Below are 16,197 nucleotides of genomic sequence, written 5' to 3' on the forward strand. Positions count from 1 at the left end.
GCAGGCGGGAATCCAGAACGTAGATTTTAGGAAACCTTTTTCCTTGACAGGTTTATGCGCCGATAGGTCTGGATTCCCGCCTGCGCGGGAATGACGGCGGTCGGCAAATTCCGTATCTATCCAAGTAAATCAATTATGACCGAAATGTTGACTACGCCCCGTCGGCACGGTTGGTTTCCATCTCCAGTTTAATGAACGCATCAATCATACTGCGCCAAACTGTTTCGGCTACTTCGGGCGACAAACCGGCCTTTTCGGCATAGGCACGGCGCGAGGCAATCACTTGTGCCACCCGTTCGGGCGCGGAAACCGCCTGCACATCGTTTTTAGGTTTCAGACGGCCTGCCTGCCGTACCAGCTTCTGCCGGCGGGCGAGCAATTCTATTAATTCCTTGTCCAAACCGTCGATGGCTTCGCGGACTTCGTCTAGGGTTTGCGGTAATTTGTCTTCAACCATTGTTTCTCGTGTTTCCTTTTTCAGACGACCTAAACGTCGTCTGAAAATCTCATCCTTATCTGAACAACCCCCAGAAGGTCATGCCGAGCAATACCAATACGCCGAACACCATAGCGGCGGCGTAGGTGTAGATAAAGCCGGTTTGGACTTTGCGTATCTGAGCGGCAATCGCGCCGACTAGTTTGGCGGAGCCGTTGACGATGCCGTTGTCGATAATGGCGGTATCGCCGACTTTCCAGAAGAAGTTGCCCAATGCGCGCGTGCCTTTGGCGAAGACGTTGAAATACAGGGCGTCGAGGTAGTATTTGTTTTCAAACAAAACGTAAACCGGACGGAACGCCTGCGCGATTTTGGCAGGCAGGTGCGGCAGTTTGACGTACAAAAGCCATGCGCTCAATACGCCTGCGATAGCGAGGTAGAGTACGGGCGAATGCAGGCTGTGCGACACCATCGCCAATGCACCGTGGAACTCTTCCTTCATGATGTGCATGGTCGGATGCGCGTCGGCGTTGACGAAAATCACGTCTTTGAAGAAATCGCCGTAGAGCATGGGTTCGATGGCGATGTAGCCGATGATGACGGACGGAATCGCAAGCAGAATCAGCGGCAGGGTAACGACCAGCGGGCTTTCATGCGGATTGTCGTTTTTGCCCAAGCCGTGATGTTCTTCGCCATGATGATCATCATGATGCTCAGGCAGGCTGCGCCATTTTTCTTCGCCGTGGAACACCATAAAGTATTGGCGGAACGCGTAAAACGCGGTAACGAACACGCTGGCGAGGACGGCGAAATAGGCAAAGCCGCTGCCCGGCAGGGTGCTGTATTTCGCCGCTTCGATAATCGAATCTTTGGAGTAGAAGCCGGAGAAGAATGGCGTACCGATCAGCGACAAGTTACCGATCAGCATGGTCAGCCAAGTAATCGGCATGTATTTTTTCAGATTGCCCATGTGGCGCATATCTTGGTCGTGGTGCATACCGATAATGGCGCTACCCGCCGCCAAGAACAGCAAGGCTTTAAAAAAAGCGTGGGTCATGACGTGGAACATCGCCACTGAATAGGCGGACGCGCCCAGAGCCACGGTCATGTAGCCCAGTTGCGACAGGGTGGAATACGCAACCACGCGCTTGATGTCGTTTTGAATCACGCCCAAGAAGCCCATAAACAGGGCGGTAATCGCGCCAATCACCATAATGACCGACAGCGCGGTGCTGCTCATTTCGTAAATCGGCGACATGCGCGACACCATGAACAGACCGGCAGTAACCATGGTTGCAGCGTGAATCAATGCGGAAATTGGGGTCGGGCCTTCCATCGAATCGGGCAGCCAGACATGCAGCGGGAATTGAGCCGATTTACCCATCGCGCCCACAAACAACAGCAGACAGGTTACGGTAATCAAAGACCATTCCACACCGGGAAAAAGCTGGATAGTGGCATTTTGTACGTTGGGCAGATAGGCGAATACGTCCTGATAGCGCAGGCTGCCGCCGAAATAGGCCAGCACCAGCGCGATACCCAGCACAAAGCCGAAGTCGCCGACGCGGTTGACCAAAAAGGCTTTCAAATTGGCAAAGGTGGCCGACGGTTTTTTGAAATAGAAACCGATCAACAGATACGACACCAAGCCCACCGCTTCCCAGCCGAAGAAAAGCTGGATGAAGTTGTTGGACATAATCAGCATCAGCATGCTGAAAGTAAACAATGAGATATAGCTGAAAAAGCGTTGGTAGCCTACTGCTTCGTCGTGCATATAGCCGATGGTGTAGATATGCACCATCAGCGACACGCCGGTAACCACCGCCATCATCATCGCCGTCATCGAATCGACCAGAAAGCCGACCGAGAAATCAATGCCGCCCATTGTCAGCCAGGTATAGACGTTTTCGTCAAACTTGGCGCGCGAGCCGTCGATAAAGCCCCACAACACCCAGCCGGACAACACGGCCGACACCGCCACGCCGAGTATCGTTACCGAATGCGCCCCTGCGCGGCCGATTTTATTGCCGAACAGCCCCGCCAGCAGCGAGCCCGCCAGCGGCAGAAGGGCGATGGTGAGGTATAAAGTCATATCAGTCATGTTGTGAACCTTAGGGGTTGAACTTTTAATCTTTTGGCTAACGGGGCTGGTGGGCTGTCTGGTTTCAGACGGCCTTTCACATTTTCAGGTAGCCTTTTGGCGTTTCAGGCTGCCTTGGTATTTGTCCGCGTGCGTGGCAGAGCTACACACCCTACATTGTTTGGGTTTTCAGGCTGCTTTACAGGCCGTCTGAAACCGTCGGACTTCTGCCATCTGCTCCCTCCCCCGTCTTGCGGGGGAGGGTTGGGGTGGGGGTGTGCGTTTCTGCGGAAACGCTTTTTTCGCCGACGTAGTAGCAAAGGTTTCTGCTGCCCTACCGCCCCCACCCTAGCCCTCCCCCGCGAGCGGGAGAGGGAATTAGTTTGCTGTCGGGCTATCGGTTTCAGGCTGCTTTTCAGACGGCCTTTTCGTAGGTCGGATTCTCGAATCCGACGTTTCCCGCAAGGGAAAATGGTGTTTTAGCTCCGCAACTCCGCTACGCTACGCAAGCTGCCTATTCTGCCGCGCCAACCCACGCCAGAAATTCTTGTTCGGTCATTTTCGGGGTGTCGTCGGACAGGTGGTAATACGGTGCTTGGCAGTCGGTAAATATTTGCAGTTTCAAAGCAAAGTCGGCGTTGTCGGCAAACAGTCCGGCATTAACATACCACGCTTCATCCATGCCGCTTTCGGGCAGCAGGTGGAAATACAGATCGTTGCCGCATTCTTTGCAGAAAGTACGCTCGCCCCAGTCGGAAGAACGGTAGCGGCCGATGTTTTCTTCACCGCTGATTTGCGGTGCGCCTTCGGCGGTCAGGGTAAACGATGCGCCGCCGGTGCGTTGGCGGCATTTGCTGCAATGGCAGGCGTGAACTTCGTGATTATGCCTGACTTCGAGCGTTACGCTGCCGCACTGGCATTGGGCTTTCATGGCTTTTCCTTATTTTGTGTGCACGGTTTTCAGGCTGCCTTTAAGGCCGTCTGAAAACAAGGTTTCTTTCACTTTCGTCATTCCCGCGCAGGCGGGAATCTTTTTGGCATTACAGCGGCTGCAGGTTTCAATCAGGTTTCCCGTTGCCCCGCCAAGATTCCCGCCTGCGCGGGAATGACGCCGGTGGGCGGCTGCGGGCTTTCAGGCTGCCTGTTTTAAAACGCCATCATCTTACGCAAGGTATTGCCGTTGCGCGTGGTCAGGCTCAGGCCGAGCTGTTTTTCCAAAAACGCATTGCCCAGCTTGCTGCGGGAAGCGTCCTGCGGGATGTAGAGATACGCGGCGCACGGGCGGATATGCAGTTTTTCACTGCCGAAGTCCTGCGCCTCCAAACCGGCGGTATCGGCCAGCGGTGTGTTGCACAGCGTAAAAAATACGCGCTTGGGGTCGTATGCCTCATCGGCAAACGGATTGCCGTCCAATATTTCACGCAACTGGGCAGGCGTTTTGACAATAACGGCCAAATCTACATTCAGATGCGTATGCAGCAAATCATGTATCCGCACGGCGGCTTCGTCCGCAGCCAATCCGCTTTCCAGTGCAATATTGCCGCTCTGTATCCATGTCCGCACATTGTCGAAACCGTTACCGCCCAATACGGCACGGACATCTGCCATTTTGACGGCGTTTTTCCCGCTCGGCATCACACCGCGCAGAAATGCGATCAGGGTTTGTCTGCTCATGGTTTGGTCTTTCAAACGGGTTTTCAGGCTGCTTTAAGGCCTTGCAGCTTGAGTCTCATCCCAATATGGTTTTCGGTTTGGCAGATTGTTGGGTTTACAACCCAACCTACCTGCTGACACCACCCTACCCTTTCAAACTGTCCAAATCGCTGATGTTGATGCTCTGGCGGTTGCGGAACACCAAAACCATAATCGCCAAACCGATGGCGGATTCGGCAGCGGCGACGGTCAGTACGAAGAATACGAAAATCTGTCCGGCGGTATCGCCCAGATGCTGCGAGAAGGCGATAAAGTTGAAGTTCACCGCCAAAAGCATCAGCTCGATCGACATCAGCAATACCAGCACGTTTTTACGGTTCATAAAGATACCCATCGCGCTGATACCGAACAGGAGCGCGCCCAATACCAGATAATGCGTCAAGGTAATCATGCTTTACCCTCCTCTTTCGGCTTGAGGTCGTCTGAAACTTCGCTTTCTTCGACAAATTCGGTTTGCGGTTTGACCGCTTCCATTTTCACCAAGCGCATACGGCCTTGGTCGGCGCGTACTTTGACTTGGTCGGCAGGATCCATGCGTTTCGGGTTGAAAGTTTTACGGTGAACCAGCGCAATCGCGGCTACCATACCCAACAGCAGCAATACCGCCGCCAACTCAAACGGCAACAGGTAGTCAGTATAAATACGGCTGCCCAAATCGCGGATGTTGTTGTAATCCGCAGGAATGTCTTTCATCAAGCCAAATGCGGCAAGGTCGGTTTTCGGGTTAACCAGAATCAGAATCAGGGCAACCGCCAACAGCGTACCGACCACACCGGCAACAGGCGCATGACGCCAGAAACCGGCGCGCATGGCTTCGATGTCGATATTCAGCATCATCACGACGAACAGGAACAGCACCATCACCGCGCCCACATACACCACCACCAGCGTGATGCCGAGGAATTCGGCCTGCATCAGCATCCACATCATCGCGCTCATACAGAAAGTGAGCACCAGATACAGCGCGGCATGCACCGGGTTTTTCACGGTTACGGTTTTCAGCGCGCCGAACAGGATGATGGCGGCCAGGGTGTAGAACATAATCAGTTGGAAGCTCATAAAGGTCTTTCCGGTGGGGGTTGATACTTTCAGGCTGCTTGTTTGGGTTTTCAGACGGCCTTTCAGGCTGCCTTGCCGCGGGCTTGGGCGTTTCAGGCTGCCCGCGTAGGTCGGATTCTCGAATCCGACGTTTCCCCGCAAGGGGAAATGGGTTTTAGGCTGCCTTAGCGGCGCGAGCCGATGTCGGCGTCTTCACTACCGCCTTCAAGCAGGCGGGTGAGTTCGTCGCACAGGGCGATTTGGCCGTTTTCGTCGAACTCGAATTGTGCCAGCACCTGCACGGCGATGCGGCTGCCGTCGGCTTTTTTGGCGCGGACGATGTGGTTGCTGAACACGGTGCCGCCGTCTTCGGCCAGGGCAAGAAACTCGGTTTCTGCTTCGGCGATGTGCTGTTTTTGGGCGCGCATATGGGCGATAAAACCGTCCAAGTCCAGCGTTTTGCCATCCACTTTCTGTACGTAGCCGACGGCGAACAGGCGGCGGATTTCGGCTTCGTCAACTTGGCTGCCGCCGACGATGTCGCGGAAGATGTGGCGGATGGTGTCTTTTTTGTTCATGGCTCTCGGCTTCGGTGTGTGGTTTCAGCCCGCGTAGGTGGGAATCTTGTTGGGGTTCGGCGGCAGTTGGATTGGCCGCTGTTGCTGTTGTGCTGCCAAGATTCCCGCCTGCGCGGGAATGACGACAGTTTAAATTTTTGTTTCTTTCAGGCTGCCTTGCCGGCGGGCGGCCGTCGGATTCGAGAATCCGACCTACGGGTTTCAGGCTGCCTGTTTGTGTTTTAGCTGTATTGAGACCCGCGTTTTGCGTTTTCAGGCTGTCTTAGCGGTATGGCGCATCGGCCGCTTTGCGCTTGGCGATTTCGGCTTCGTATTTGTCGCCGATTGCCAAGAGGATCGGCTTGGTCATGTGCAAGTCGCCTTTTTTCTCGCCGTGGTATTCAAAAATGTGCGTTTCCACAATCGCATCGGTCGGACAGGCCTCTTCGCAGAAGCCGCAGAAGATGCACTTGGTCAGGTCAATGTCGTAACGCTTGGTGCGGCGCGTACCGTCTTCGCGTTCTTCCGATTCGATGTTGATCGCCATTGCCGGACACACCGCCTCGCACAATTTGCACGCGATGCAGCGTTCCTCGCCGTTCGGATAACGGCGTTGCGCGTGCAGGCCGCGGAAACGCACGGATTGCGGCGTTTTCTCTTCGGGGAAATAAATCGTGTCTTTGCGGGCGAAAAAGTTCTTGAGCGTTACGCCCATGCCTTTGACCAACTCGCCGAGCAAGAAAGTTTTTACTAAATTAGCCATATTCTGTTCCCTCAAAACAGGGATTCCGTTAAATATTCAAAACTGCGTTTTCAGACGACCTTGATACGTCGTCTGAAACTTATTTCCACAAATTCAGCGGCGAAATCATCCACAGACCCAAAATCACGATATAGGCGAAGCCGATGGGAATCAGCACTTTCCAGCCCAAGCGCATGATTTGGTCGTAGCGGTAGCGTGGGAAGGTTGCACGAATCCACAGATACCAGTACAGCACCGCCGCCATTTTCACGAACATCCAGAATGCGGAAGGCGTGCCGACAATGCCCCAGCTTTGCGGGAACGGGGACAGCCAGCCGCCGAGGAACATCAGCGATGTCAGCGCAGCAATCAGAATCATGAAAATGTATTCGGCGAGGAAGAACAGCGCGAACGCGAAGCCGGAATATTCGACGTGGTGGCCGGCAACGATTTCAGACTCACCCTCTGCCACGTCAAACGGTGCGCGGTTGGTTTCGGCAACGGCGGAAATCAGATAGACGATGAAGATGGGGAACAGCGGCAGCCAGTTCCACGAGAACACAGAACCGCCCGCGATGCCTTTTGCCTGCGCGGCAACGATGTCGGAGAAGTTCATGCTGCCCGACACCATCACGACGCACACCAGCGCGGCACTCATGGCGATTTCGTAAGAAATGCTTTGCGCGGAGGCACGCATTGCGCCCAAGAACGAATATTTGGAGTTGGAAGCCCAGCCCGCGATGATCACGCCGTAAACCGACAGCGAGGTAATCATCAGGATGTACAAAAGGCCGATATTGATGTTGGTCAGCACCCATTCTTCGTTGAACGGAATCACTGCCCACGCCGCGAAAGACGGGGCGAGCGACATAATCGGGCCGATGTAGAACAGGGCTTTGTTTGACAGCTTCGGACGGGTAACTTCTTTAAACAAGAGTTTGAACACGTCGGCAAACGGCTGAATCAGCCCCCACGGGCCGGTTACGTTCGGGCCGACGCGAAGCTGCATGAAGCCGATGACTTTGCGTTCGAAATAAGTCAGGTAGGCGACGGTCAGAATCAGCGGAATCAGGATAATCACGATTTTGACGATGACGGATACCACCAAGCCCACGGTGATGCCCAAATCGCCCAGACCAAGCGTTGCGGCAAAGAGGTTTTGGAACCATTCCTGCATAATCAAGCTCCCGCCAGTTCAATAGTGTCCATCAACGCACCCAGCGCGGCATTTTCGGTATGCAGCGGCAGATACACCACGTTTTCAGACAGTCCGGCATCGGCTTTGACCATCACGGACACGCCTGCGCCGTTTTGTTTGGCGATGACGGTTTGTCCATCTTGCAGGCCTAAACGCGCCAAAGTGTTCGGATTCACACGCGCGGCAGGCACGGCGGCATGGCTGGTCGCTTGCAACGGCGCGGAACGGCGCACGATGGCATCGGTGTGATAAATACCGACTCCGCCCACGCGCACGAGGCGGTTTGAGGTCGTCTGAAAATCTTTTTGAATCGAAGCGGCGCGGTTGTTCAGTTTGGACGGCAGTTTGTCCGCATCCAGCGCGTCTTTCAGAATCGCGGCGGTATCGTGGTATTCAAAGCCTTGCAGGTCAAACAGGTTGCCCAATACGCGCAACACTTTCCACAGCGGACGCGAGTCGCCGAAGCCCTGAACGACGCCGTGGAAGGATTGCAGACGGCCTTCCATATTGATGAAGCTGCCCGAGGTTTCGGTAAACGGCGCAATCGGCAGCAATACGTCGCACACGTCCAGCAGTGTTTCGCTGACAAACGGCGTAAACGCCATCACGCTTTTCGCCTGTTTCAACGCGGCTACGGTTTTTGTGCCGTCTGCCGTATCGATTTCCGGCTCGACGTTGAGCAGCAAAACTGCCTGTTTCGGCGCATTTGCCATTTCGGCAACGCTCTCGCCTGAGTTCACGCCCAATACGTCCGCACCGACGCTGTTGGCGGCTTGCGGCAAAATACCCAGCACTGCGCCGGTCGCGTCTGCCAGCTCTTGCGCGGCGGCATAAATGGCGGCGTAATCAGGATGGTTTTGCACTTCCGCACCTAAAATCACCGCTGCTTTTTCAGCGTTTTTCAGGCTGGCGGTAACTGCGTGTTCCGCATTGGCAGACAGGTTTTTCAGACGGCCTGCCCACTCGTCGGGATGTGCGGCTTCTTGAGACAGAAGCGGCATCAACAATTCTTCCTTGCTGCTGGCCAATACGCTCAAAGCCATGCGTTCTTTGGCAGCGCGGCGCAGGCGGGCAGTCAGGAGCGGCTGCTCTTTGCGCAGGTTTGCACCGACTACCAGTACGGCTTCGTTGTCCGCCAGCGATTCGATACTTTGTCCCAGCCATTGCGCACCATTGAGGTCGTCTGAAAGACGTTTGTCCTGTTGGCGCAGGCGGGTGGCGAAATTTTTAACGCCCAAACCGTCGGCAAGTTTCTTCGCCAGATACAGTTCTTCAACCGTATTCATCGGGTTCGCCCAAATGCCGACTTGGTTTTGGTTGCCGTCTTTGGCGATACATTCAATCGCGCTGCGGACATATTCCAACGCGGTTTTCCAATCCACGTCCATCCACTCGCCGCCCTGTTTGATTTTCGGGTTTTTCAGACGACTTTCGTGATACAGACCTTCGTAGGCGAAACGGTCGCGGTCGGACAGCCAGCATTCGTTAATCGCTTCGTTTTCCAACGGCAGCACGCGGCGGACGGTATGGTCTTTGGTTTGCACAATCAGGTTGCTGCCCAAAGCATCATGGGCGGAAACGGATTTGCGGCGGTTCAATTCCCAAGTACGCGCGTTGAAACGGAACGGTTTGCTGGTCAGCGCGCCGACGGGGCACAAATCGATGACGTTGCCCGACAGCTCGGTTTCCACCGCTTTGCCGATGAAGGGCATGATTTCGGAGTGTTCGCCGCGATTCGCCATCGCAATTTCCTGCAAGCCGGCGATTTCTTCGGTGAAACGTACGCAGCGGGTGCAGTGGATGCAGCGGCTCATTTCCTCGGCGGAAACCAAAGGCCCCATGTCTTTGCCGACGACGGAACGTTTTTCTTCGGTGTAGCGGCTGGTGGTTTTGCCGTAGCCCACCGCCAAATCCTGCAACTGGCATTCTCCGCCTTGGTCGCAGGTCGGACAGTCGAGCGGATGGTTGATCAGCAGGAACTCCATCACGCCTTCCTGCGCCTCGCGGGCTTTTGCCGAATGCGTACGCACAATCATGCCGTCCGTTACCGGCGTGGCACAGGCGGGCAGCGGTTTGGGGGCTTTTTCCACGTCCACCAGACACATACGGCAGTTGGCGGCGATGGAGAGCTTTTTGTGGTAACAGAAATGCGGAATATAAGTACCGAGCTTGTGCGCGGCCTCAATCACCGTCGCGCCCTGCTCCACAGATACCTGTTTGCCGTCGATTTCGATTTGTAACATGGTTCGTTCCTAGTTACGGGTATTTGATAAATAATCTTTTATGGAGGTCGTCTGAAAAATAGGCTTCAGACGGCCTTTAAAGTATAAGTTTATTGCTTGTTTATTTTTAGGATGGGCGTTTCTTAATTTTGAAAAATCCAAATTCTGTACAATCCGCACCAACCTCTCCCTACCCCTCTCCCGCCAGACGGGAGAGGGAATAGGTTTCTGTCAGAACATATAGTGGCAGATTCCGCCGCAATGTCTTTCAATATCATGTTTTATATTCGCTTTATCTCAGGAATCAACCTGAAACATTCAAATCTGCTACCGTCTGTCCCTTCCCCCGCCAGGCGGGGGAAGGCTAGGATGGGGGTGGCTTTACAACGTTGCAGCCGTCTTATTTTCCGCCGCACATTTCGATAATCTTTTCCAGTACTGCTTCGGTTTGCTGCAAAGCCTCATTATTCCAAAACCGCAACACACGATAACCTTGAGCATTCAAAAACGCCGTCCGCCGCTCGTCATACTCAATCTGTTCCGAATGTTGCCCGCCGTCCAATTCAATAATCAAACGATGCTCCATACTGACAAAATCGACGATGTATCCGCCTATTGTCTGTTGGCGTCGGAATTTTATTCCGTTTAACCGTTTGCCGCGCAAGTGATGCCACAATTTCTGCTCGGCCAAAGTCATATTCTGCTTCAGATTACGGACATTCTGTTTTAATGCCGTATTTCTTGTGCTGTACCGCATAGCCGAGTTGGCCTTAATCTTTTTCAGACGACCTATACGGAGGACGCCTGAATCTTGCCCGTATAAAAATCTGTTTCGAAATATTCCAAGTACCACCCCCACCCTAACCCTCCCCCGCAAGCGGGAGAGGGAATCAAGTCGTTGGTGAATCCCAAACAACACCGATACCTCAGATATTCAGGTCGTCTGAAACCTTAACACCACTTATTCGGCTTCATCGGTCCGCCGTGTTCAATGTAATGCACAAACTCATCACGGAAATGCTTGGTAAAGCTGCGGACGGGGAAGACGGCGGCGTCGGCGAGGGCGCAGATGGTGCGGCCTGCCATTTGGTTGCCGACGGAATCCAGCAAATCCAAGTCTTCCATGCGGCCTTTGCCTTCTACGATGCGGTGGACGATGCGGTAGAGCCAGCCGGTACCTTCGCGGCAGGGGGTGCATTGGCCGCAGGATTCGTCGTAGTAAAAATAGCTTAATCGCTCAAGGGCTTTGACCATGCACACGTCTTCGTCCATCACGATAATCGCGCCGGAACCGAGCATCGAGCCGGCTTTGGAAATCGAGTCGTAGTCCATATTGGTCTGCATCATGATGTCGGCAGGCAATACGGGCGCGGACGAACCGCCGGGGATGACGGCTTTGAGTTTTTTGCCGCCGCGCATACCGCCTGCCATTTTCAGGATTTCGGCAAACGGCGTGCCTAGCGGCACTTCATAGTTGCCCGGACGTTCGACGTGGCCGGAGATGCAGAACAATTTGGTACCGCCGGCATTCGGAATGCCTTTGTCGGCAAACGCCTGACCGCCGTCGCGGACAATAAACGGTACGGAAGCGAAGGTTTCGGTATTGTTGATGGTGGTCGGTTTGCCGTACAGTCCGAACGAGGCGGGGAACGGCGGTTTGAAGCGCGGCTGGCCTTTTTTGCCTTCCAGCGATTCGAGCAATGCGGTTTCCTCGCCGCAAATGTATGCGCCGTAGCCGTGGTGGGCGAAGAGTTCAAATTCAAAGTCCGAACCTAAAATATTCTTACCCAAAAAACCTGCGGCGCGCGCTTGGGCTAGTGCAGCTTCAAAACGTTGATAACCTTCGAAAATTTCGCCGTGAATATAGTTGTAGCCCGCTTTCGCGCCCATCGCGTAACCGGCGATAATCATGCCTTCAATCAGGGCATGGGGGTTGAACATGATGATGTCGCGGTCTTTGAACGTACCCGGTTCGCCTTCGTCGGTGTTGCAGACGACGTATTTTTCGCCGGGGAAGGAACGGGGCATAAAGCTCCATTTCAAGCCTGTCGGGAAGCCCGCACCGCCGCGCCCGCGCAAGCCGGAGGTTTTGACTTCGTCAATCACGTCGGTTTGCGAGATGTTTTCGGACAGGATTCTACGCAGCGCGCTGTAACCGCCGCGTTTGACGTATTCGTCCAATGTCCAGCAGTCGGGATTGGCGGTATCCACTTGGTCAAAAATCACGCCTGATTGGTAAATAGCCATTTTGGTGTGCCTGTTCGTTTTCGTATCGGTTGCGGCTGCGCTTTAGCAGCTTGCTTTAGGTTTGTGTCTGTATGACGGTTTGCGTAGGGCTTTGTTTTCAGACGACCTTTGGTTATTTTTATTGAGTCTCGGTCTAACTTACCTTGCCAACCTAGACAGTAAAATCTAACTTACGTTTTTCAAATGATTTCAGTACATCTTGATACCATTGCTTAATAATCTTTGTCGTTTCTGCATCATTACTTACACAAGGATTTAACGTGCCACGCGGTTGTGGCAGAGTCCGTTTTTCAATCGCCCAATCCAAAATACGAACAGGGCGGCGATTAACTATCCAAGAAGTTTCAGGATTTGTATCATCTGTAACTTGATATGCTCCACCAGTAACTTGAACAAGTGCAATCAATTCCGAACCTCGCTTTAAAGCGACAACATCATTAACCTTAATATCGTTAATAAATTGGTCAATTTGATCCTGTCCTTCTTTCCATTGTCCCAATCCAATAATTTTTTTATGTTCTAAAATCCAATCAATATTTTTAGAAAATCTAATTTCACCTGTTGGGTGCATTTGCATATGCCAAAATTTCATTTTCCCACATCCTTTTATCTTTAGATGATTTTCAAAATTGTCTGATATGTTTTCAATTAGATTGAAAACCTAACATTTTCAGACGACCTTTAATCGCTTTTGTTGGGTTCAGCCCCAAATTACTTTCTTTACTTTTCAGACGACCTATTCCAACTCCGCAAGTTTCTTCTCAATCGCTTCTTCGGTCATAAAGCTGCACATGCTGTGGTTGTTTACCAGCATGACCGGAGCGTCGCCGCATGCGCCCATGCATTCGCCTTCGACGAGGGTGAATTTGCCGTCGGGCGTGGTTTCGCCGTAGCCGATACCGAGTTTTTTCTTCAGGTATTCGCCGGTATCCATGCCGCCGCGCAGGGCGCAGGGAAGGTTGGTGCAGACGGTCAGTTTGTATTTGCCGACCGGCTCAAGGTCGTACATATTGTAGAAAGTGGCGACTTCGTATGCCTGCGCCGGCGTGATGCCGATGTAGTCGGCAACAAAGGCGATGGTCTCGGGGGCGAGCCAGCCTTTTTCGGTTTGAGCGATACGCAACGCGCCCATGATGGCGGAACGGCGTTGGTCGGCGGGATATTTCGCCAACTCGATGTCGATTTGTTTTAAAGATTCTGCGGATAACATTATCGGTCAACCTCCCCGAATACGATGTCCTGCGTACCGATAATGGCAACAACGTCGGCGAGCATGTGGCCTTTTGCCATTTCGTCCATGCCTTGCAGGTGGGCGAAGCCGGGTGCGCGGATTTTCAGGCGGTAGGGTTTATTTGCGCCGTCTGAAATGATGTAAACGCCGAACTCGCCTTTCGGGTGTTCGACAGCGGTGTAGGTCTCGCCCTCGGGAACGTGCATACCCTCGGTAAAGAGTTTGAAATGGTGAATCAGGTCTTCCATACCTGTTTTCATTTCGGTACGCTTGGGCGGAGCGAATTTGTGGTTTGTGGTAATGACCGGACCCGGATTGACACGCAACCACTCGGAACATTGTTTAATGATGCGCACGGATTGACGCATTTCTTCCATGCGGCAGAGGTAACGGTCGTAGCAGTCGCCATTGACGCCGACGGGGATGTCGAAATCCATTTGGTCGTACACTTCATACGGCTGTTTCTTACGCACGTCCCACTCCACGCCCGAACCGCGCAGCATCACGCCGGTAAAGCCTTTCTGCATGGCGCGCTCGGGGGAGACGACGCCGATGCCGACGGTACGCTGTTTCCAAATACGGTTGTCGGTCAGGAGGGTTTCGAGTGTGTCGATGTTTTTGGGGAAACGTTCGCAGAAGGCGTCGATGAAGTCGAGCATGGTGCCTTCGCGGGATTCGTTGAGCTGCTTCAATACTTTGGCGTTGCGGAATTTGCTGCTCTCGTATTTGGGCATGAAGTCGGGCAAGTCGCGGTAAACGCCGCCGGGACGGAAGTAGGCTGCGTGCATACGCGCGCCGGAAACGGCTTCGTACAAGTCCATCAGCTCTTCGCGATCGCGGAAGGCGTAGAGGATGGCGGTCATCGCGCCGATGTCGAAAGCGTGCGAACCGATGCCCATCAGGTGATTGAGGATGCGCGTTACTTCGGCAAACATCACTCGGATGTACTGGGCGCGGATAGGCACGTCAATACCGGCGAGTTTTTCTACCGCCAAGCAATACGCCTGCTCGTTAACCATCATGGAAACATAGTCCAAGCGGTCCATATAAGGCAGGGCTTGCAGATAGGTTTTGGTTTCAGCCAGTTTTTCGGTACCTCGGTGCAAGAGGCCGATATGCGGATCGGCACGGACGATTTGTTCGCCGTCCAACTCCAAGATCATGCGCAATACGCCGTGCGCCGCAGGGTGTTGCGGGCCGAAGTTGATGGTGTAGTTTCTTAATTTATTGGCCACCGTAGTTCTCCTCACGGACGATACGCGGCGTGATTTCGCGCGGCTCGATGGTAACAGGTTGGTAAATCACGCGTTTTTGCTCTTCATCGTAACGCATTTCGACATAGCCGGAAATCGGGAAGTCTTTGCGGAAAGGATGTCCGACAAAACCATAATCGGTCAGGATGCGGCGCAGGTCGGGATGGTTGTTGAACATGATGCCGTACAAATCGAAGGCTTCGCGCTCGTACCAATCCGCGCTGTTGTAAACGGGAACCACGGATTCGACCACGGGGAAATCGTCGTCTGAAACCCAGACGCGCACGCGGATGCGTTGGTTGTTTTTCAGAGAAAGAAGCTGGCTGACAACGGCGAAGCGTTTGCCCTGCCATGCTTCGTTTTTGTAAGTGCTGTAATCGACGCCGCACAAATCTACCAAAAGCTCGAAATGCAGTTCTTCATGGTCGCGCAACGTAGTCATCACTGAAACATAGTGTTCGGGCAGACACTCGACGGTAATCTCGCCCAAAGCGGAAATGACTTTGCTTGCCTGATCGCCCAAAATGCGGACGACGGTTTCGTATAATTTGTGGATGCTTGCCATATCGTTCCCTCCCCTACTCGTCCCGCGCGATGGTGGAAGTGCGCTTGATTTTTTGTTGGAGCTGCATCAGGCCGTAAATCAGGGCTTCCGCAGTCGGCGGACAACCCGGCACATAAACGTCTACCGGCACGACGCGGTCGGCACCGCGCACGACGGAATAAGAATAATGATAGTAGCCACCGCCGTTGGCACACGAACCCATAGACAACACCCAACGCGGCTCAGCGAGCTGGTCGTACACGCGGCGCAGGGCGGGCGCCATTTTATTGGTCAGCGTACCCGCCACAATCATCAGGTCGGCCTGACGGGGAGACGGACGGAAAATAATGCCGAAACGGTCAAGGTCGTAACGCGCCATACCCGCGTGCATCATTTCCACGGCGCAGCAGGCCAGGCCGAAAGTAACCGGCCACAGCGAACCGGTACGCATATAGTTCAGCACCGTATCCGCGCTGGTGGTGATGAAACCTTTTTTCAAAACGCCTTCTATTCCCATTCCAGCGCACCTTTTTTCCATTCGTAAACAAAGCCTACCGTCAGAACGACGATAAACACCAGCATAGACCAGAAGCCGTATGCGCCCAAATCTTTGAACACCACCGCCCACGGCAGCATAAACGCAACCTCCAAATCGAAGAGGATGAACAAGATGGCGACGAGATAATAACGCACGTCAAACTTCATCCTGGCGTTTTCAAAGGCTTCGAAACCACATTCGTAAGCCGCGTCTTTTTCGGCGTAGTGGTGTTTCGGACCTAAAATCGTGCCGAGCAGGATAAACAGCACGCCGGCCGCAAGGCCGACGAGGATGAATACAAGGACGGGAAAGTAACTGGCCAACATGGGTTTATGCCTAACTGGTTGACAGACAAATCTTAATATCCTGCTATTTTATCGAATTTCAAAATCCATTAA

The 16,197-nt window shown here is 53.5% G+C and carries 18 protein-coding genes; all 18 read right to left on the reverse strand.

The window, feature by feature from the left end; translation table 11 throughout:
- Nucleotides 1–151: 151 nt before the first annotated feature.
- Nucleotides 152–457, reverse strand: coding sequence for a chorismate mutase (locus tag MON40_RS12000; protein WP_003776147.1), 306 nt, complete (start codon nucleotides 455–457; stop codon nucleotides 152–154).
- Nucleotides 458–512: 55 nt separating this feature from the next.
- The gene (nuoL, locus tag MON40_RS12005) at nucleotides 513–2,537 is read right to left on the reverse strand and encodes an NADH-quinone oxidoreductase subunit L (RefSeq protein WP_003776145.1); all 2,025 of its coding nucleotides are present in this window, start codon (nucleotides 2,535–2,537) and stop codon (nucleotides 513–515) included.
- Between the two features lie 493 nt (nucleotides 2,538–3,030).
- A complete protein-coding gene (locus MON40_RS12010; protein ID WP_003776140.1) occupies nucleotides 3,031–3,447 on the reverse strand; it encodes a GFA family protein in 417 nt (138 codons plus the stop codon).
- A gap of 215 nt (nucleotides 3,448–3,662) precedes the next feature.
- A complete protein-coding gene (locus MON40_RS12015) occupies nucleotides 3,663–4,190 on the reverse strand; it encodes a DUF1697 domain-containing protein (protein WP_003776134.1) in 528 nt (175 codons plus the stop codon).
- Nucleotides 4,191–4,314: 124 nt separating this feature from the next.
- Nucleotides 4,315–4,620 carry an NADH-quinone oxidoreductase subunit NuoK gene (gene nuoK / locus MON40_RS12020; protein ID WP_003776131.1) on the reverse strand — a complete coding sequence of 102 codons (306 nt, stop codon included), beginning with the start codon at nucleotides 4,618–4,620 and terminating at the stop codon, nucleotides 4,315–4,317.
- Entirely contained in the window at nucleotides 4,617–5,288 is a 672-nt protein-coding gene (locus MON40_RS12025) for an NADH-quinone oxidoreductase subunit J (protein ID WP_003776130.1), read from the reverse strand. Before MON40_RS12025 ends, nuoK begins: the two co-directional genes overlap by 4 nt.
- Before the next feature lie 164 nt (nucleotides 5,289–5,452).
- A complete protein-coding gene (locus tag MON40_RS12030; protein ID WP_003776126.1) occupies nucleotides 5,453–5,845 on the reverse strand; it encodes a nuclear transport factor 2 family protein in 393 nt (130 codons plus the stop codon).
- A gap of 262 nt (nucleotides 5,846–6,107) precedes the next feature.
- The gene (gene nuoI / locus MON40_RS12035; RefSeq protein ID WP_002216341.1) at nucleotides 6,108–6,587 is read right to left on the reverse strand and encodes an NADH-quinone oxidoreductase subunit NuoI; all 480 of its coding nucleotides are present in this window, start codon (nucleotides 6,585–6,587) and stop codon (nucleotides 6,108–6,110) included.
- Between the two features lie 79 nt (nucleotides 6,588–6,666).
- A complete protein-coding gene (gene nuoH / locus MON40_RS12040) occupies nucleotides 6,667–7,743 on the reverse strand; it encodes an NADH-quinone oxidoreductase subunit NuoH (protein WP_003776119.1) in 1,077 nt (358 codons plus the stop codon).
- A 2-nt stretch (nucleotides 7,744–7,745) separates the two neighbouring features.
- Nucleotides 7,746–10,007: an NADH-quinone oxidoreductase subunit NuoG gene (nuoG, locus tag MON40_RS12045; protein WP_003776117.1), complete on the reverse strand. Its 2,262-nt coding sequence runs from the start codon at nucleotides 10,005–10,007 to the stop codon at nucleotides 7,746–7,748.
- Between the two features lie 379 nt (nucleotides 10,008–10,386).
- Nucleotides 10,387–10,743 carry an endonuclease domain-containing protein gene (locus tag MON40_RS12050; RefSeq protein ID WP_039862699.1) on the reverse strand — a complete coding sequence of 119 codons (357 nt, stop codon included), beginning with the start codon at nucleotides 10,741–10,743 and terminating at the stop codon, nucleotides 10,387–10,389.
- 194 nt (nucleotides 10,744–10,937) lie between these two features.
- Entirely contained in the window at nucleotides 10,938–12,233 is a 1,296-nt protein-coding gene (gene nuoF, locus MON40_RS12055; protein WP_003776111.1) for an NADH-quinone oxidoreductase subunit NuoF, read from the reverse strand.
- 151 nt (nucleotides 12,234–12,384) lie between these two features.
- A complete protein-coding gene (locus MON40_RS12060; RefSeq protein WP_003776109.1) occupies nucleotides 12,385–12,825 on the reverse strand; it encodes a hypothetical protein in 441 nt (146 codons plus the stop codon).
- A 144-nt stretch (nucleotides 12,826–12,969) separates the two neighbouring features.
- Nucleotides 12,970–13,443 (reverse strand): NADH-quinone oxidoreductase subunit NuoE, encoded by a 474-nt coding sequence (gene nuoE / locus MON40_RS12065; RefSeq protein ID WP_003741945.1) that lies wholly within the window; start codon nucleotides 13,441–13,443, stop codon nucleotides 12,970–12,972.
- Entirely contained in the window at nucleotides 13,443–14,699 is a 1,257-nt protein-coding gene (nuoD, locus tag MON40_RS12070; RefSeq protein WP_003776106.1) for an NADH dehydrogenase (quinone) subunit D, read from the reverse strand. Before nuoD ends, nuoE begins: the two co-directional genes overlap by 1 nt.
- Nucleotides 14,689–15,282: an NADH-quinone oxidoreductase subunit C gene (locus MON40_RS12075; RefSeq protein ID WP_003776104.1), complete on the reverse strand. Its 594-nt coding sequence runs from the start codon at nucleotides 15,280–15,282 to the stop codon at nucleotides 14,689–14,691. The genes nuoD and MON40_RS12075 overlap by 11 nt, the downstream gene beginning before the upstream one ends.
- Before the next feature lie 13 nt (nucleotides 15,283–15,295).
- Nucleotides 15,296–15,778, reverse strand: a complete 483-nt coding sequence (locus tag MON40_RS12080; RefSeq protein WP_003677002.1) for a NuoB/complex I 20 kDa subunit family protein — start codon at nucleotides 15,776–15,778, stop codon at nucleotides 15,296–15,298.
- Nucleotides 15,769–16,125, reverse strand: a complete 357-nt coding sequence (locus tag MON40_RS12085) for an NADH-quinone oxidoreductase subunit A (protein ID WP_003741940.1) — start codon at nucleotides 16,123–16,125, stop codon at nucleotides 15,769–15,771. Before MON40_RS12085 ends, MON40_RS12080 begins: the two co-directional genes overlap by 10 nt.
- Between the last annotated feature and the right edge of the window lie 72 nt (nucleotides 16,126–16,197).

The sequence above is a fragment of the Neisseria macacae ATCC 33926 genome, from assembly GCF_022749495.1.
Classification (GTDB): domain Bacteria; phylum Pseudomonadota; class Gammaproteobacteria; order Burkholderiales; family Neisseriaceae; genus Neisseria; species Neisseria macacae.